Source organism: Streptococcus danieliae, from assembly GCF_009767945.1.
Classification (GTDB): Bacteria; Bacillota; Bacilli; order Lactobacillales; family Streptococcaceae; genus Streptococcus; species Streptococcus danieliae.
In genome coordinates this window covers 1-18,538 of the sequence record NZ_WSRS01000031.1, presented here as the reverse complement: position 1 = coordinate 18,538, position 18,538 = coordinate 1, and the positions used below count along the sequence as shown (strand labels likewise).

15 protein-coding genes, 1 other RNA gene and 1 pseudogene are annotated in these 18,538 nt (G+C 45.2%); 3 read left to right on the top strand and 14 right to left on the bottom strand.

Annotation, left to right across the window (positions count from 1 at the left end; genetic code table 11):
- Positions 1–293: 293 nt before the first annotated feature.
- The 13 genes from pknB to E5983_RS04470 form a co-directional block, all read right to left on the bottom strand.
- Positions 294–2,219: a Stk1 family PASTA domain-containing Ser/Thr kinase gene (gene pknB / locus E5983_RS04530; protein WP_160332725.1), complete on the bottom strand. Its 1,926-nt coding sequence runs from the start codon at positions 2,217–2,219 to the stop codon at positions 294–296.
- Entirely contained in the window at positions 2,216–2,956 is a 741-nt protein-coding gene (locus E5983_RS04525) for a Stp1/IreP family PP2C-type Ser/Thr phosphatase (protein ID WP_160332724.1), read from the bottom strand. The genes pknB and E5983_RS04525 overlap by 4 nt, the downstream gene beginning before the upstream one ends.
- Positions 2,957–2,978: 22 nt before the next feature.
- Entirely contained in the window at positions 2,979–4,292 is a 1,314-nt protein-coding gene (gene rsmB, locus E5983_RS04520) for a 16S rRNA (cytosine(967)-C(5))-methyltransferase RsmB (RefSeq protein WP_202056451.1), read from the bottom strand.
- A complete protein-coding gene (gene fmt, locus E5983_RS04515; RefSeq protein ID WP_160332723.1) occupies positions 4,285–5,214 on the bottom strand; it encodes a methionyl-tRNA formyltransferase in 930 nt (309 codons plus the stop codon). Before fmt ends, rsmB begins: the two co-directional genes overlap by 8 nt.
- A gap of 17 nt (positions 5,215–5,231) precedes the next feature.
- Positions 5,232–7,610 (bottom strand): primosomal protein N', encoded by a 2,379-nt coding sequence (locus tag E5983_RS04510; RefSeq protein WP_160332722.1) that lies wholly within the window; start codon positions 7,608–7,610, stop codon positions 5,232–5,234.
- A gap of 108 nt (positions 7,611–7,718) precedes the next feature.
- On the bottom strand, positions 7,719–8,033 hold the full coding sequence (rpoZ, locus tag E5983_RS04505) for a DNA-directed RNA polymerase subunit omega (protein WP_160332721.1): 315 nt from the start codon (positions 8,031–8,033) through the stop codon (positions 7,719–7,721).
- Positions 8,034–8,058: 25 nt separating this feature from the next.
- On the bottom strand, positions 8,059–8,685 hold the full coding sequence (gene gmk / locus E5983_RS04500; protein ID WP_160332720.1) for a guanylate kinase: 627 nt from the start codon (positions 8,683–8,685) through the stop codon (positions 8,059–8,061).
- Between the two features lie 129 nt (positions 8,686–8,814).
- Positions 8,815–10,422, bottom strand: a complete 1,608-nt coding sequence (locus E5983_RS04495) for a ribonuclease Y (protein WP_160332719.1) — start codon at positions 10,420–10,422, stop codon at positions 8,815–8,817.
- A gap of 483 nt (positions 10,423–10,905) precedes the next feature.
- Positions 10,906–12,516 (bottom strand): cell division site-positioning protein MapZ family protein, encoded by a 1,611-nt coding sequence (locus E5983_RS10030; protein ID WP_160332718.1) that lies wholly within the window; start codon positions 12,514–12,516, stop codon positions 10,906–10,908.
- An 11-nt stretch (positions 12,517–12,527) separates the two neighbouring features.
- Positions 12,528–13,691, bottom strand: coding sequence for a THUMP domain-containing class I SAM-dependent RNA methyltransferase (locus E5983_RS04485; RefSeq protein WP_160332717.1), 1,164 nt, complete (start codon positions 13,689–13,691; stop codon positions 12,528–12,530).
- 52 nt (positions 13,692–13,743) lie between these two features.
- Positions 13,744–14,113: RNase P RNA component class B (gene rnpB, locus E5983_RS04480), an RNA gene on the bottom strand.
- Between the two features lie 16 nt (positions 14,114–14,129).
- Entirely contained in the window at positions 14,130–14,456 is a 327-nt protein-coding gene (gpsB, locus tag E5983_RS04475) for a cell division regulator GpsB (RefSeq protein ID WP_160332716.1), read from the bottom strand.
- A 62-nt stretch (positions 14,457–14,518) separates the two neighbouring features.
- Entirely contained in the window at positions 14,519–15,052 is a 534-nt protein-coding gene (locus E5983_RS04470; RefSeq protein ID WP_160332715.1) for an SLOG family protein, read from the bottom strand.
- Between the two features lie 65 nt (positions 15,053–15,117).
- On the opposite strand from E5983_RS04470, the gene recU reads away from it, so the two are divergent.
- Positions 15,118–15,714 (top strand): Holliday junction resolvase RecU, encoded by a 597-nt coding sequence (recU, locus tag E5983_RS04465; RefSeq protein ID WP_160332714.1) that lies wholly within the window; start codon positions 15,118–15,120, stop codon positions 15,712–15,714.
- Positions 15,711–17,930, top strand: a complete 2,220-nt coding sequence (gene pbp1a / locus E5983_RS04460; protein WP_160332713.1) for a penicillin-binding protein PBP1A — start codon at positions 15,711–15,713, stop codon at positions 17,928–17,930. The genes recU and pbp1a overlap by 4 nt, the downstream gene beginning before the upstream one ends.
- A 64-nt stretch (positions 17,931–17,994) precedes the next feature.
- Here pbp1a and E5983_RS04455 read toward each other — a convergent pair.
- A pseudogene (locus tag E5983_RS04455) lies at positions 17,995–18,171 on the bottom strand (group II intron reverse transcriptase/maturase); the annotation flags it as partial.
- 233 nt (positions 18,172–18,404) lie between these two features.
- Between E5983_RS04455 and E5983_RS04450 the strand changes: the two are divergent.
- On the top strand, positions 18,405–18,538 hold a 134-nt coding region (locus E5983_RS04450; RefSeq protein WP_160332216.1), incomplete at its 3' end, for an IS630 transposase-related protein.

Here is an 18,538-nt window from a genome sequence, read left to right as displayed (position 1 = left end):
TTCGCATCCACTAAACCAATCTCCTCTACTCATGTTTTCTGAGACTAGTATAGCTAGATTTCTACTTTATCGGAAGATACCTTGTTATTGGGCGCTTACGAAGTTTTTTAGTTAGCTATGAATAATTCGGGTAAAAGAAAAGGAGAGACTCATTTCAGCAGATGAATCTCTCCTTTTTAGGCTTTATGAGACTTTTGTCCCAGCCTCTTGTTTTTTGATTCGCAAAATGACTTTGATGCAGTAGTTAATTGCGGAGCAAACTCCAGTCTAATCAATCTCATCTCATCTTTTGCTTATTCCTCATCTGGAAGGCTCGAACTAGATTCAGTCCGACTACTAGACGATGATTCAACAGATGATTCAGACGTTTCTACGGTTTCTTCTGACTCTGGAATTGTTGGGAGTGATGATGTGCTAGGGGTGATACTAGAACTGGAGGGATAAATCGTCTGATTCTGCACAACCGCAGCAACTGTCAACTCAATATGAGCTGATTTCACATCGATAATATTTCCTGCCAAAGGATTTTGCCGGACAATAATGTCTGACTGAGTCGCAGTCAGGTCATTGGTGACCCGGCGACTAATCCGATTCACGGGAACACCCAAATTAATCAAGGTATCACGCGCATCACGATAGGTCATGTTGGTAAAGTCTGGCATTTCAATAGAGGTCGTTTGCTGGGCCACTTGTAGCACAATTTTCGTCCGTCCTGTTGGATCAAACTCGGTTCCCGCCTCAGGCGTTTGGGCTAGAACAGTACCAGCTTCCTCGTAGCTATCCTCTACTTCTTCGATTTGAATCAAGCGATCAGGCACCTGGTGATCTTCGCGAAGGATACGTTCCGCCTCGCTTAAGGATTTACCGATTAGGTTTTCCATCTTAAAACGAGTCCCTTCTGCAGAAACAATCAAATCAACTGTTGATCCTTCTCGCCTTTGAGTCCCTGACTTGGGATTGGTCCGAATCACATTGCCCGGCTCAACGTCAATGGAAGCTTCCTCTGACACATTTCCCACCACAAGGCCTGCCTTCTCAATCTGATTACGTGCATCCGCTAGAGGCATATTTTCAACTTGCGGAATAATTGCCGATGATGGACTTAAAAAAATGAGCGATAAGATCGCTAACACCACCAAGATAAAGGCTCCAAAAACCACCTTATACCGCATCCGAATACGGCGTCTATGCTTCATTTTTGGAGCAGCCGACGCCTTATTTTTACTGCTAAGTTGTGGCCGTGGCCGTGGCTCGACCGGCTCCTCTTTTTTCACAACTGGTTCAACAGACCTAGCTGGAACTGGTGCTACCTTGGGAGCTGTTGTTGATTTAGGGAGGGTTTTAACTTCGGATTCCTTTTCGGCAAAATGCAAAATCGGTTCATTGCGCCGCTCGTAGGAAAGACTGGTTGAAAGGTCCAAATACATTTCCGCGACAGTTTTATAACGATCTTCTAACTTCTTAGCCGTGGCCTTAATCACGATATTTTCGACAGGGTTAACCACCCGCGAATTCTCAGCCCGGATAGAAGGCAGGGGTTTTTGAAAGTGCTGGAGAGCAATCGTCACTGCACTGTCACCATCATAAGGAATACGACCTGTCAGCATCTCATAGAAAATAATCCCCATGGCATAGATGTCTGACTGGACGGTCGCCTTGGATCCACGCGCCTGCTCTGGAGAAAGGTAGTGGACACTGCCCAACATAGAGTTGGTCTGGGTTAAGCTCGTCTCCGCAAAGGCAACGGCAATTCCAAAGTCAGTCACCTTGACCGTTCCACCCTTGGTCAACAGAATATTCTGGGGTTTTAGATCTCGGTGAACAATTCCTCGCATGTGGGCCAAACGCATGGCCAAGAGGATTTCCCCCATGATCCGGACCGCTTCTTCATTGCTGAGAGGCGCTTTGTCTTTGATGTAACGTTTCAAGTCAAGACCGGAGACATATTCCATCGCCAGGTATTGCTGGCCATCCTCTTCACCAATATCGGTGATACGAACAATATTGGGATGATCTAATTCCGCCATCGCCTTGGCTTCCCGTTGAAAGCGGGCAACAGCAACAGGATCTGTCTGGTAGTTGGTTCGTAGGACCTTAACAGCGACCTCTTCCCCATCTAAAATGAGGTCTTTGGCCAGATAAACATCGGCCATCCCGCCTCGACCAATCTGTTCCATGATTTTGTAACGGCCAGCAAAGATTTTTCCGATTTGAATCATGGCTGAGCCTCCTCTTGGTAACGAACAAGAGCGACAGAAATATTATCCAAACCTCCTGCTGCATTAGCTGCGTAAACAAGCGTTTTAGCTTTTTCGTCCAAGCTTAAGTCAGCAGCCAAGACTTCTTGGATTTGCTGGTTGGTCACCATATTGCTCAAACCGTCGCTATTGATCACCAAATAATCTCCGTCTTGCAAAACCACCAAACCAATATCCGGTTTGACAGGGTCTTGTTGGCCAATCGATTGGGTAATGATATTCTTCTGAGGGTGGTTGCGAGCCTCTTCTTCGGTAATTTGGCCTGCTTTTAGTAACTCATTCACCAAGGAATGATCACTGGTTAATTGAATATAATCTTGCTGGTTCCAAATACTCACACGAGAATCCCCAACATGGGCAAAAACGGCTTGATTGCCGATAATCACAACCGCTTCTAGGGTTGTCCCCATACCGCGGAATGCTTCTTCTTGCCCCATGGCATGGATTTTTTTATTTTCTTCTTCCAAGTGGATTTCAAACCATGAGCGCATCTGGTCAATGGAATTGATATCCGTATTGACCCAGGCTGCCCCCAAATCGGTCACGGCCATTTCGCTGGCGATATTCCCTGCTCGGTGTCCGCCCATTCCATCTGCTAATACAATTAAAGGATTTCCCGCTTGGTTGCGAAATTGATTGACAAAATCTTGATTATTAGAGCGTCTCTGCCCTACGTCTGTCAACAATGCAATCTCCATGTTTTATTATTTCCTCCTTCAATCAGGATTTCTTTCTTAGTTGGCTGATAAAAAATCCATCCGTCCCAAACAACTCGGGTGTGATTAGAAGACAGCCATCTACCATCATCTCTGTCTTAGGATGAACTAAAGGAACCTGTTCAAAATCAGGGTGTCCTTCTAAAAACTTTTGGATAACTTGCTGATTTTCTTTTGAAAAGATTGTACAAGTACTATACGTTATTATACCACCTTCTTGCAAGGTTTGACAAACGCTATCCAAAATCTGCAATTGGATTTCTTGTAGCTGGTCCAAATCTTTGCGACTCTTGCGGTAGCGGATATCTGGTTTCCGACGTAAGAGACCAATCCCGGAACAGGGAGCATCCACTAAAATCTTATCAAAGCTTCCTTTTGGGAAAGCCTTATGAACCTCTCGGGCATCCAAGCGTTTGGTCTGAATCCGATCTGCCAGACCGAGCCGGTGCGCGTTTTCTTCAATCAGAGCGAGTTTGTGGTCATAGAGGTCTAGGGCAGTAACCTGGCCCTGGTCTAAATATGTCGCAATGTGAGTCGTTTTTCCTCCCGGAGCGCTGCAGGCGTCGAGGACTCTTTCCCAACCTTCCAAGGCTAGGGTTGGGGCAACCAATTGACTTGATTCATCTTGGATGGTCACTTGACCTTCTTGGAAGGCTTGACTAGCCGCAAACTGCCCCTGATCCTTGACCAGACCACAGGGAGAAATCTCCGAATCTTTGGCTTCTAGTAATTCCTTGAGCCTGTCTTTTTCAGCTAGATCTTGTACCCGTAAGCTGGCACGGTTTTTCCAGAGTAGACTTTCCATCAGCGCCTCTCCACGCTCATTCCCGTATTCTTCAAGCAGATCGCGGACCAGCCAGACTGGTAGGGAGTAGAGGATAGACAGACGTTTATTGAGGCGTTTAATCTTGGCTGGATCTTGTAGCCCCTGACTCTCGATTTTTCTAAGAATGGCATTAACATAACCGCTAGCTGCAGGGTGTAGCCTTTTTTTGACCAACTCCACGGCCTGGTGGATGGCTGCTCGATTGGGAATTTTTTCCAAATAAAGCATCTGATAGAGGGTCATCAGCAAAACCGGATAAATGGGCGAGTCTAATTTGTCCCGATCTTCGACAAAAAAGGACAGGTGCCATTCCAGGGTAATCTTGCGAGTTAGGGTTCCATACACAAGTTCTGTTACCAAGGCCTTATCTACAGAAGATAAAGAGGTTTTTTGCAGGGCCTTGTGGAGGGCAAGGTTGGCATAGGCTCCTTGTTCCAAAACAGATTCGAGGATTTCCAAGGCTAGAGACCGGGCAGTTACTTGCTTACTCAAATCGATCGCCTACTTTCACATCGCGTCCTAGACCATTCAAAAAGTCTTGGACAGTCATCTTGCCTTTACCGAAAGGTTGAACCACTTCCAAAGCAATGGCTCCTTCTCCAGCTGCTACATGGAGGTTTTTTTTATCACGATAAATGATCGCTCCAGCAGGACCTTGACCATCTACAACCTTAACGGCATGAACTTTCAAACGCTGGTCCTGCCAATAAGTATGGGCTACAGGCCATGGGTTCATCCCCCGAACCTGGTTAAAGAGTTGAACTGCAGTCTTGTTCCAATCCAATTGCTCCTCTTCTGGTTGAATATTGGGAGAAAAAGTCACTTCTGCTGGATTTTGTGGAATCGGTTTGAGAGCTCCTTGAACATAAGATTCCAATTGAGCCAAGAGTAGATCCCGACCCAGAATCGCCAACTTTTCAAATAAGCTTCCAACTGTATCACTCTCTTCAATCGGGAGTGAATCCTGGGCAATCATATCGCCAGCATCCATCTCCTTGACCATCTCCATCAAGGTCACTCCGGCTTTTTCATCACCATTGATGAGGGCATAATGGATCGGCGCTCCTCCACGGTATTTAGGCAAGAGAGAAGCGTGGACATTCACGGAAAAATCAAAAGCATTTAAGAGTTTGGTAGGTAGGAACTGGCCAAAGGCTGCCGTGACAATCCCATCTGCATCTAAGGTCATCAGCTCCTCCAACTCTGCACTACCTGAAAGTTTCTCCGGCTGGTACACAGGCAAATCGTTGGCCAGGGCTAGTTCTTTGACAGGAGTCATCTTCAACTCCCGTTTACGTCCGACCAAGCGATCCGGCTGGGTCACAACCGCTTGAATCTGGTACCGATCATCCCCTAACAAACCTTCTAGGACTGTTGCCGCAAAGGCAGGGGTTCCCATAAAAATTATTTTCATCGCTTTTTCCTTTCTCGTTACTGGGGTTCGTGATCAATGGTGAGTCGAACCGCTTGAAATTCTTTTGTCTGACTAATCTCCAAGATATGGTTCAAAACAGCTTCTAGTCGAGGTTCCTGCCGGTATTTAATCATAATTTGATAGTGGTACAAATTATGGGTCCGGCTAATCGTCGATGGGGTCGGCCCCAAGAGAATGGCATTGGGACTCAGAAACTGTCGCAGTGTTCCAAGTGCCTGGTAGGCTATTTTTTCCACAAGTTTTGGATCCTTATGGGAAAAATGAAGGGCTACTGTATAAAAATAGGGAGGATAGGCCGCCATTTTACGGATCCGCATTTCCTCTTGGTAAAAGCCTTCATAGTCCTGTTTGGAGGCATATTGAATGGCATAGTGGTCTGGATTATAGGTTTGTAAGTAAACCTTCCCCGGCTTGGTAGCCCGTCCAGCCCGCCCCGCCACCTGGGTTAACAATTGGAAGGTTCGTTCCGATGATCTGAAATCCGGCAAATGAATTCCGGTATCTGCATTTAGGACTCCTACCAAGGTCACATTAGGAAAATCCAATCCCTTGGCAATCATCTGGGTTCCAAGGAGAATGTCAGCCTCCCCTTGCCCAAACTTAGCCAAGATTTTTTCATGGCTTCCCTTTTTCCGAGTGGTGTCTACATCCATTCGCAAGACACGCGCTTCTGGTAGCAAAAGCTCCAACTCTTTTTGCGCTTTTTCCGTCCCTGTACCATAATAATGGATGTCCTGACTCTGGCAGTTGGGACAGGTTTGCGGAATGCCTTTGCGAAAATCACAATAATGGCAATTCATGGTGCGCGTGGATAAATGCAGGGTCAAGGAAATATCACAGTTGGGACAGGTGTCAACCTCACCACAAACCCGACACATCATGAAACTCGAGTAACCACGGCGGTTCAACATCAGCACCGCCTGTTCCCCTCGCTCTAGAGTCTCTTTTAAAGCTTCCAATAGAGGCGGGCTAATAGTCTGATCCTCCTTGGTCGTCCGATAATCCCGCAAATCAATAACTTCAACAGATGGAATCATTGCCAAAGGATTGGCCCTCTGACTTAAAGTCACAAAGTCATAGACTCCTTTGGAAGCGCGTGCCCTGGATTCGAGACTCGGGGTTGCCGACCCTAGAACTAGAGCAGCCTGGTGATACTGAGCACGCAACTGAGCCACTTCCCGCGCATGGTAGCGAGGATTGTTATCCTGCTTGTAGCTAGACTCGTGTTCCTCATCAATGATAATAATCCCAATGTTTTGCAAAGGAGCAAAGATAGCCGACCGCGCCCCAATTACCACCCGGGCTTGACCATGCGCAATTTTCCACCACTCGTCATACTTTTCGCCAGCTGACAATCCTGAATGGAGAATCGCCACCTGATAACCAAAACGAGCAATAAATCCCCTGGTCATCTGGGGAGTTAGGGAAATCTCCGGGACTAAGACGATGGCATTTTTGCCGTCTTTGAGAACCTGTTCAATCACCTGCAGGTAAACTTCCGTTTTCCCACTTCCCGTAATTCCCTCTAAGAGCACTGGCTGAGTCTTCTTCTCTCCAACATGCCCCAAAATCAAGCGTTTGGCTGCAGCCTGTTGGGGATTTAAGACTGGAGGCTGGGTAGATTCCACGCCTTCAAAAAAACTCGCTGAGCGAGAAATGCTTTTAGAATACACTTCAATCGCCCCAACCTCTCGGAAATACTTAGAAATGGCACTGGAAAATTCTTTATTAAAATCTACCAAACGCCCTTCATCAGATTTCTGCAGAAGATAGTCCCTGGCCTCCAAGCGCCGTTTAGCTTGTTTACCGATGACAAGAGATTCAAGGACAGCAGGGACTGGCCGGTACCAGTTCTCATATTTGAGGGAAGCCTGATTCAAGGCCAAATACTGCACCTCAACTTGCTTTTTAGCAACCAATTTTTGAACTTCTGCCAGGTCCTCTGGACTCATTTTTGAAGCCTGGCGTTCTGACCCGTTGGGAAAGAAACGCTGGCGATCGTCTGGTCCGAGCTTCTCTGTCGCTTGGTAGAATTTATCGTATTGCGATTGGAGGAGACTAGGCATCATCGTTTTTAAGAGTTGAATCTTAAAGGAAAACACCTGATGACGTAGTTGCTCCACCAACCACAATTGCTCAGCAGTCAGTACGGGTTCTTCATCCAAAACGGCTGCAATTTCCTTCATTTCAAATCCTTCAGTCGGCTCAACATCGAGAGCCACGACAACCCCTTGGATTAACCGGTTCCCAATCCCAAAAGGAACGTGGACCCGAACTCCCACCTTAACACTTGCCTGCCACTGGGCCGGTACTCGATAGGTAAAGGGATGATCCGTCTGGCCCGTTGGGACGTCTACAATGACATGGATCCACATACTTCCTCCTTAAAAGGCTCAAAAAGGGAGACCTTGGGACCTTTCCTAATCCGTGTCCCAACTGGCTCCCTCACTGATAACTTCTGAAATACCTCTAGGTCTGGTATCTTAGATTTTTCCGCCTTCTTCTTTTTCTTTGGCTATTTGTTCTTTAATTTTCTTTTCTTCCTCTTCTTGGCGCTTACGCTCTAATTCAGCCTTCAAGCGAACTATTTCACGTTTGGCTTCTGGGTTTGGATGAATGACAACATTTCCCGCTTCAATTTCTTCTAAAGCTCGAAGAGTAGATTTTACAGATTTAAAATCTTGTGTCGCTTTCGCACCAGCTTCTAATTCATGAGCCCGTTTAGCCTCAAGAATAACTAATGAATATTTTGATGGCACCTTATCAAGAAGGGTGTCAATAGAGGGTTTCAACATCATAGTAGGGATACCTTTTTCTAACAGTTTAGCGAACGGTTACGGTGTCACGAACCATGTCTTGGTAGTGGCCAATCACACGGTCCACACGGAAATGTTCCGCTTCAATCACACGTTTCACACGTTCAGCAGCGAGGGAGACTTCATCATTGACAATCGCATAATCATACTCCCGCATCAGAGCAATCTCTTCCTTGGCCTTATCAATGCGTTGAGCAATGACATCAGCTGAATCTGTACCTCGGCCAACCAAACGCCCCTGCAATTCATCTAAATCAGGTGGGGTCAGGAAGATAAAGACCGCATCTGGCACTTTTTGCTTAACCTGGAGTGCTCCTTGAACCTCAATTTCCAAAAAGACATCAATGCCTTTATCCAAGGTTTCATTTACATAATTTAGGGGCGTTCCATAGTAATTTCCAACATATTCTGCATATTCCAACATTTGGCCTTGACGAATTAATTCTTCAAACTCTTCGCGAGTTCGGAAAAAATAATCTACTCCATCAACCTCTCCGGGTCTTTGCGCACGAGTCGTCATGGACACAGAATATTGAAATTGATTCTCTGAACTTTCAAAAATCTCTCGTCTAACGGTCCCTTTACCAACACCGGATGGACCGGAAAAAACTATTAATAAGCCACGATCAGCCATGAGTTCTCCTTCATTGTCTTTAAAATCTAGTCTACCAAAAAAGCCTCCCTTTTTCAACCAGTTTTCACACACATAGATATGTGAGGTTGTATAAAAAGGCTAAGAACTTTTGTCCTAGCCTTCTCAGTATTATTTGGCATACTCGATTGCGCGAGTTTCGCGAATAACTGTTACCTTAATATTTCCTGGGTATTCCAGATTTGCTTCAATTTTTTCACGAATCTTGTGAGCCAAGACGGTCATTTGATCGTCCTTCAGCTGTTGTGGATTTACCATAATTCGAATCTCGCGACCTGCCTGAAGGGCAAAGCTTGATTTAACACCATCAAATTCTGTCGCAATATCCTCTAAATCACGCAAGCGTTGGATGTAGTTCTCCAAGGATTCACTACGGGCTCCTGGACGAGCTGCGCTGAGAGCATCAGCTGCTGCCACAATCACAGCAATGGTCGATGTTGGTTCAACGTCACCATGGTGACTGGCAATCGTATTGATAACCACTTGATGCTCCTTGTATTTCCGCGCCAACTCGGTTCCAATCTCAACATGGCTGCCTTCCACTTCCCGGTCAATCGCTTTTCCAAGATCGTGTAGGAAACCAGCGCGACGAGCCAAGGTTGGATTTTCACCCAATTCACTGGCAATAATTCCTGAAAGTTTGGCAACCTCAATGGAATGTCGGAGGACATTCTGTCCATAAGAAGTTCGAAATTGCAGGCGGCCCATCATCTTCATCAAGTCTGGATGCAAGTTCGGAGCTCCAATTTCGAAAGCAGCATTTTCACCATACTCCCGAATACGTTGGTCCATCTCCACACGATTTTTCTCAACCAGCTCCTCGATACGGGCTGGATGAATCCGACCATCTTTGATCAAGGCTTCCATGGTCATTCGCGCAATTTCACGTCGAATCGGATCAAAGCCTGAAAGAACCACAACTTCTGGAGTATCGTCAATCAAGACATCAATTCCGGTCAAACTTTCAAAGGTGCGAATATTTCGACCCTCACGACCAATAATCCGTCCTTTCATATTATCATCTGGTAAATGAACAATAGCATTGGTCTGATCGGATACAAACTCACCTGCCATTCGTTGCATGGCTTGTGACAAGATATCCTTGGCCACTTTATTGGAACGTTCCTTGATTTCCCATTCAGCTTCCCGAACTCGTGCGGCAATCTCAGATGTTAGTTTCACTTCTGTTTCTTCCAAAATCTGTGCCTTAGCCTGTTCTGGAGTTAAACTAGCAATCCGTTCCAACTCTGCACGCCCCTCTGCTTCCAGAGTGGCAACACGTTCCTGACGTGCATCAATTTGTTTAGATTGACCATCAAGAGCTTGTTCTTTTTGATCCAACAATTCTTCTTTGCGGGTTAACTTCTCATCTTTACGATCCAAGTTCCCCTCTCGTTGGGTCAAACGACTTTCAATTTCCTTTAACTCTTGACGTTCTATTTTGAATTCAGCGGCAACATCTTCTCGATATTTCCGAGCTTCTTCTTTTGCCTCTAGCAAAGCTTCTTTTCTAAGGGCCTTGACTTCACGATTGGCTTCCTTCATAAATAATTTCGCTTCTCGTTCCGCCTGACCACGAACTGTAGTCGCTTCTTGCTCAGCATTTAAAAGTGTCAACTCTGCTTCTTCTTGCTTCTTGGTTGTTGCTTTTAAACCAATGACACTTCCGACTCCTAAACCAATGATGACGGCAAAAACAAACAAAACAATTGTTACCATGTTTTCACCTCATATTTTTATAGTGAATGTTGTGTTACATTCTTTACCATTTTACCACAAATCGTCTCATTATTGTGAATCGATCTCAAAACCCCTGGTCTTTTGTTACAACTGTAGCAAAACAGGACCGAATCCTGGATAATCCCAGACTCGACCCTTTCAACAACTACTTATTCAACTTTTACGGATCCATTCCCAATTTTTATTTCATCGGAAAATACCAATCAAGAAGGACTAAAATAATCACCAGTAAAAAACAAGATTCAAAACCACTTGAACATAATTACCACTAAAAAATGTTTAAAAACAGATAAAAATAAAGGGATTGAATAGATGACTAGATAGGCATAAAAAATATGTTGGAAAAATTTTTTCAGATTCATAAAAGCAACTCCCTTCTAAATGAGATAGCGAACTTCAATAACTAACTATATTATAGGCTAAAACGCAAAAAAAGACCAACCGCAGTCAGTCTCCTTGCTCTTAATAATCGAGAGCGTCAGCTCCTCCTGGAGCATTGCCAACATAGTAACCCGTCTTCGCATTGATACTAAAGAGATAGGTACCATCTGGCTTGAAGAGGTTGAAATAACCATTTCCATTAATGATATTCACACGCTCAATAATATATTGGTCACCCACAATATAACCATTCCGGCGGGCATCCTCCAAAATGCGCTCGAGCACACCTGGTGTAAAGAACCAAGCTGGATTCTCACTGTCCACCAATTTAGCTGGATCATAAGGAACCCGACTCAATTCCCGTTGAATCTTGATTCCCCAATCAATGTAGCCACCACCAGCAGGAACCACTGGACTAGCCACTTCCGGGGTCACCACCATCGCTGGATAGGCCTGGCCACCAGGTGAAATTGTTGTTGTTGCAGGAGTCGGATTAACTGTTACTGCAGGCGCTGGATTGGCCGGAGCTGGACTCTGAGCGGGAGCCGGAACAGCAGCTGGTATCTCTGGAGTTGGCGCAGCAGCTTCAGCTGGTGCAGGCTGTGCAGGATTTGTCGCTGTCTGTGGTGCAGGCGCTGGCACTGCTTCTTGCCGTCCCATCTCCAAGGCTTGCTTGATCAACTCATTCAACTTGTCATTGCCACTATCAATGTCGCCGAAGAGCGCGGTCGCTTTAGGTTTAGCGTCCGCCTTAATCTCCCCATCAACAAGAACCGGCGTCTCAAATTGTGCATTCAAGTCCTGAACAGCCGAGATTTCCTTGGATAACTTATCATAAGTTTTCTTGGCTTTATCGTACTCCTTGGTTCCTTTTAATTTATTCAGAGCTTCTTGCAATTTTGGCAGATCCCCAAAAGCATCATTTTTCAAAGCCGTTTTTTCGGCAGATGTGTAAAAACCATCAACCAGATTATTAAAGGTTTTCAAATTCTCCTCAACCGTTTTCGCATCCTGACTGGAGCTAGCCTTAGAACTCGATTTGCTGGTTGATGAAGAAGAAGCTGCCTTCTGCGAATTTTGCTGAGACTGTTGCAAAAGCGCATAGCTGGTTCCACCTAGAACCAGAATCGCCAAGGCTGCCGCAGACGAATAAATAAAAGACTTGCTCTTATAAAATGGAACTCTCAAATCCTTCCGTGATACTTCAGTTAGCTCCTCTTGACTAGCCGTTGCTAGAGCAGCCCCAAGAGCTGTCTCTTTCGCAGCCTCAGTAGCGAGAGCATCTGAGCCCTCCTCTTCCGGCTCAGCCACAACCTCTTCCGTAGCTGAAAGCATTGGCACCGTATCAAAAACAGCTGTCTCTTCGAGATCAGCAACCGGTTCTGCCTTTGGTATTTCCACTTGACTGTTAAAAGTTGGCGTCACCTTCACCAAGGACTCAGATGCTAGGTTCTCCTGAATCAGCTTGCTAGCTTCCGCCAGATCAATGGTCTGGGTATCAAACTTAGCTTCCTGAATTTTGTCCTTGTGTTGCTTGATATATTTATCCAAGGCATTGTCACTTGGGACAATCCCTGCCTGAGTTTCCGCATTCTTCCGTGCTGCTTCTGCAACCGTCAATTCCTGTGCTTGCTCTAAATCCAGAACGCTCTCCTGTTCTGAATTTGTCGGAATCCCATCCTTATTCGACATAGCTACCTCCTTTAATTGCCACGATTATCCGAACGTCTCACACGTTCTCCGAAATATTGGTAATAATCAACCCTTAGGGTTCCATTATACAATTTTCTCTTCTTATCTGCTAGGCTTCCATATTTGGCTTCAAATTGCTCATCACTGGTTAAGATAAACTTACTCCAGGTTTTCAGAGGGGCAAAGGTCTCCCCCATTTCTTGGTACAAACGGGTCACGCCTTCATCATCCAAAAGGCGCTCCCCGTAAGGAGGATTGGAAATCACCACCCCATTGACCAACTCTGTCCGAAAGTCTTGTAAACGCATTTGTTTAAAAGCAATATAAGTAGCCACACCAGCCCGTTCTGCATTGGCCCTTGCTAGCTCCACCATTCTCCCGTCAATGTCCGACGCCATAATTCTTAGGTCTAGGTCAGCCTTCTTGGCTGCCACAGCCGCTTCTTTTAAATTTTTCCAAAGTCTCTGATCCAACCAAGGCCAAGCTTCAAAAGCAAAGGAGCGACGCAGACCAGGAGCAATGTTTAAGGCCTTCAAGGCTGCTTCAATGACAATCGTCCCAGATCCACAGGTCGGATCCAGCAGTGGCTTATCTGGAAACCAGTTGGATAGGTTCACCAAGGCTGCCGCCATATTCTCTTTCAGAGGGGCGCCGCCTTTATCGGTCCGGTAGCCCCGTTTAAAAAGGCTATCTCCACTGGTATCCAACAAGATCGTCGCCCGATCTTTCAAGATCGAAACTTCAATAGAAAAAACAGGCCCGGATTCCGGCAAGGGCACTCCGTCAGGACGGGCATAAACCTTTTGCATCTTCCGTACAATCGCCTTTTTAGTAATGGCTTGAACACTCGGTTCGTTATGCAGCTTTGAGCGCACACAACGAGCTTTGGAGACAGGGAAGGCTACCCCCAAGGGAAGATAATCCTGCCAGTCAATCGCAAACACTCCCTGATACAGCTCTTCAAAAGTCTTAGCAGGAAATTCCCCCAAAACCAGTTTAATCCGGTCCGCTGTTCGTAGCCACAAATTGGCCTTCATAAAGTCTTCCTGCCCACCCTTAAAACGAACCTTGCCATTTTCAACTTGACAGTCAACTTCCATTGCGCGGAGTTCCCGTCCTACCAAGGCTTCTAGCCCTGCAGCAGCTGTCGCTACTATTTGAAATTCATTTTTCACATTACTTCCTCTATATAAAAAGCTAGCATACGCTAGCTACCTATGTGTAATTTTCTATAAGCCATGTTCTGTTCCGGAAATAACTAGGTCTTATTTCCTTCGATAATCATCTGTCTACCGATCCAAGACCGGTCAGGATACTCCGTTCGATTTCCAGGCATCCCATGCCCCGACCAAAATTTGGGTTGCTAGCTTGAGGGGTTTACCGCGTTCCACTTTTTCTGTTTCCAGAAAAACTCCGTCACTGTGGCACTTTCAGATCTATTCAAACCTATCCGTAGACTTAGCTTTTTCGATCGCCGTAACGATTTCTCGTCCCTAGGCTTATGTCTTCACCTAGCACAAACACTACCAGCATCACAGCTGGTGCTAGCATGGACTTTCCTCATACCTGACAGGCAAGTATGCGATTATCCGAAAACTACACGTCCCTTACTCTTACAAACCTTTTTCAGCAATTTGTTTGCCAAATACTTCCTTCTCCAAGCGATTCAAGCGACGTAAAATATCATAATTGGAAACAGAAGTCGCTTGTTCCTTGGGTAGGGAGCCTTGACTATAAGTTGTTGGTGCAGCTGGTTTGGCAGCACTATTTTTGAGACGCTGATTCTCTTGCTGTAGTTCCTTCACCAAAGCTGCATAGGTTTCATAGTCTTTGATAATATCATCTAAAAACTCGTCAACTTCTTCTTTGTTATAGCCTCTTACGGTTGTTTTAAAATCTTTGTCAAAAATATCTTTCGAGCTATACTTAATACTGGCCATCTCTCTCTCCGTTCTGATTTATAAGTCTAATTATATAAAATCTTGGCATATTTTAGCAAGGGCTAGCCGTTATCTTTTGAAAAATTTTCCGCCTCCTGGTTTAATTCGTAAAAGTCCAGCATTTGTAAGGGGATTCCTTTTTCCTGAACGGCTTCTTTAAGGTATTTTAGATTCGTTGGATTCTCCTCATCGTACAAAAACAGGACCTCTTGCGCATGTCTGAGCAGTAAGTCTTGGTAGGCTTTGAGCTGGCCGGGATTTTCATAACTTTCATAAGCCGCAGCTACATAATCAAGTCTTTTAAAACGGGCTAAGACTTCTTGATTGGCTTCATTCCAATTTTTTCCTTGATCTTGAAAACAAAAAACACAGGCCATCTGAAACTCGAAACCTTCAGCCCGAAGTTCTTCTAAGACATCCAAGGACCAGACATCAAATCCCAATTGTCCGCGAAAAACAATGTAATCAATTCCTTCTTCTAAATAGCGACGATAGGTGCGTTTTAAGAGACTTTTGAGGATTGGAAGCCGGGGGTCTTTGGGAGCAAAAATTCCTAAATCAAAACTGGTATAACCTGCTGCAAGTAATGTCGGCATTTTTTAGCTAGTCCTCTTTCTAAAGTATGGTATAATTGTTGGGTGTAATGTTTTAAAGGAGACTTATGATACAGTACCCATCGAAACTCGGTGGACGTCGCCAGACTGGACGCGCTTCGATTCAATCGGAATCGAATTTTGCCAATCGGGGAATGTCCTTCGAAAAAATGCTGAATGAGACCAATTCTTATTATCTCACAAAAAGGCGAGCAGTTATCCATAAAAAACCGACACCGGTTCAGATTGTGCGGGTCGATTACCCTCAAAGGAGTCGAGCCAAGATTGTTGAAGCCTATTTTCGACAGGCCTCAACTACCGACTATTCCGGTGTTTACAAAGGATATTACCTGGATTTCGAAGCCAAGGAAACGAGACAGAAAACAGGCATGCCCCTTAAAAATTTCCATGCTCACCAAATTGATCACATGCGGCATGTACTTGAACAGGATGGAATCTGTTTCACTCTCTTACACTTTTCAACATTACAGGAAACTTTTTTGCTACCAGCAGAAGCCCTCATTCAAAGTTTCCAAGAAGATTGGAAATCCCTCCCTATAGAGTTTATTCGGGAAAAAGGCTACTCCATTTCGCTGGGAGCCTTTCCTAGTGTGCCCTATTTGGAAATTATTGAAGAACATTTAATAGGTGGTAATTCTAAATGAAGAATTTTTCATGGCCGAGACTCGGTAAATTCATTGCCCTCGGAATGTTATCGCTCTTTCTCACATTGGTTGTGCTAGGGGGACTTGTGTTCACCTATTTTGCGATTACATCGCCAACCCTTTCGGAAGAAGAGCTTATCGCAACAGCATCATCCAAAATCTATGACAATCAAAACAACTTGATTGCAGATCTCGGATCTGAGAAGCGTGAGAATGCGTCTCCAGAAGAAATTCCCGTCGAATTGGTCAATGCCATCGTTGCAATTGAAGACCACCGATTTTTTGATCACCGGGGTCTGGATTCTGTTCGTATTGCCGGGGCTGCCCTAAACAACCTGACTTCTAGTAGTCGTCAAGGTGGTTCTACGCTAACCCAGCAATTGATCAAACTGACCTATTTCTCAACCGCTACATCAGACCAAACCTTGAGCCGGAAAGCTCGCGAAGCCTGGTTAGCCATGCAATTGGAGCAACGTGCAACCAAACAGGAAATTTTGACCTACTACATCAACAAGGTCTACATGTCCAACGGTAACTATGGGATGAAAACTGCTGCCCAAAGCTATTATGGGAAAGAGCTGAAAGATCTCAGTCTTCCACAGCTCGCCCTCCTAGCCGGAATGCCACAGGCTCCCAACCAATACGACCCATATTCCAATCCTGAAGCTGCGCTTGAGCGTCGCAATCTTGTTCTAGGCGAGATGAAAGAAATGAACTACATCACCGCTGAACAATACGAACAAGCCATCAACACACAAATCACTGATGGACTCCAAAGTCTCCGCCGGACCGAAAGCTACCCAGCCTATCTCGACAACTACCTCAAACAAGTTATCGAGCAAGTTGAACAGGAAACAGGAAATAACCTCCTCACAACGGGTATGGAAGTTTATACAAACGTTGATATTGAAGCCCAACAGCAACTGTGGAATATCTACAACACCTATGACTATGTTGCCTATCCTGACGATGAAATGCAAGTCGCTTCAACTATTGTCGATGTTAGTAACGGTCGAGTTGTAGCTCAACTAGGTGGACGGAACCAATCCAATAATGTCTCCTTTGGGACCAACCAAGCGGTTGAAACTAACCGCGACTTTGGATCTTCCATGAAGCCAATCACAGACTATGCTCCCGCTATTGAAAATGGAATCTACGATTCCACGGGGGCCTACGTTTACGATACCCCTTATGATTATCCAGGATCTAACACTCCGATTTATGACTATGACCGTCGTTTCTTAGGAACCATTACCCTTCAGTATGCGATTCAAGATTCACGGAACGTTCCAGCCGTTCGAGCTTTAGAAGCCGTTGGTCTGGATGAATCTCTTAAATTCTTGAATGGATTAGGAATTAATTATCCTGAGATGCTCTATGCCAATGCCATCTCAAGTAATACAACCATCTCCGATCGCCAATACGGAGCAAGTTCTGAAAAAATGGCAGCTGCCTACGCAGCCTTCGCTAACGGAGGAACTTACTACAGACCGCAATATGTCAATCGCGTTGTATACCAAGACGGTACTTCCCAAGATCTAACGGATAAGGGAAATCGAGCCATGTCTGAACAAACAGCCTACATGATCACCGACATGTTGAAAACCGTTCTAACCCACAACACTGGTAGAAATGCTGCGATTGCCGGACTCTTCCAAGCTGGTAAAACCGGTACTTCCAACTATGGTGACGATGAGGTTGCTAAACTAACTCGTTCAACTGCCGGATCCTACATCGCTACTCCAGACGAGCTCTTTGTTGGTTACTCGCCACAATATGCGATGGCCGTGTGGACTGGTTACAATAATCGCTTCACGCCAATTCTCGATGATGGAATCAATGTCGCAACTAGCGTTTACCGCAACATGATGACCTACCTCCATCCAAATGGAAACGACGACTTCCCAATGCCAAGCGGACTCTACCGCAGTGGTAGCTACGTCTTCAAAAACGGAGCCAACACTTCTAACGCAGCCCGTGGCGTACGCCAGGTTCCAAGCTATAATCGTGTTGATGATGACGAAGAGGATTACATCGTGCCAAGTCCAAGCTCGACTTCTAGCTCAAATTCTGTAACCTCATCATCCTCAGATGAAACAACACCAACGTCATCCAACATGCTTGACAATGTCTTCCCAAATCCAAATACCCTACCTTCTTCGAATGTAGAAAATGACATGCCTAACAGTAATCGCAACCAAACTGGATCGGAATAATCGAGTAGGGACTAATCACTAGTCCCTCTCACACCACCGTGCGTGCCGTTCGGCACACGGCGGTTCAATTAACTTTTAACGCATGTCGTTCGAGATAATAATCTAGACAAGAAACCAGTCCTCGTTTTACGAGGGCTGGTTTTGATATAGCTCGTTTTAAAACTGACTTTTGAGCCACTAGTTGATAGTGGTCACCCCAGCCAGATACCTTATCCGCTATCCATTTCGGAACTCCTAGTTTTCTACCATTTGTCAACCATTTTTCTAAAAATTAGCCAATTTATTTGGCAGAGTGGTGCCTGCTGAGCCTAGTTGGCAAGCTAAGAGAAGGGGATTTTGTGTCAAGGCCTTGAGCGTTAGCGTGCCTTTACACGGAATCCCTCTTCTCTTACAATAGGCTAGCTCACAGGCAACTTTTGATGATTTTATAGTAGAATGAAACAAAAACCGCACATTTTGTGCTATACTATTTTTATGGCATATTCAGTAGATTTTCGTGAAAAAGTTCTTTCATATTGTGAGAATATTGGCAGTATTTCTGAAGCAGCAACTGTTTTCCAAATTTCTCGTAATACCATTTATCAATGGATTAAATTAAAAGAGAAAAC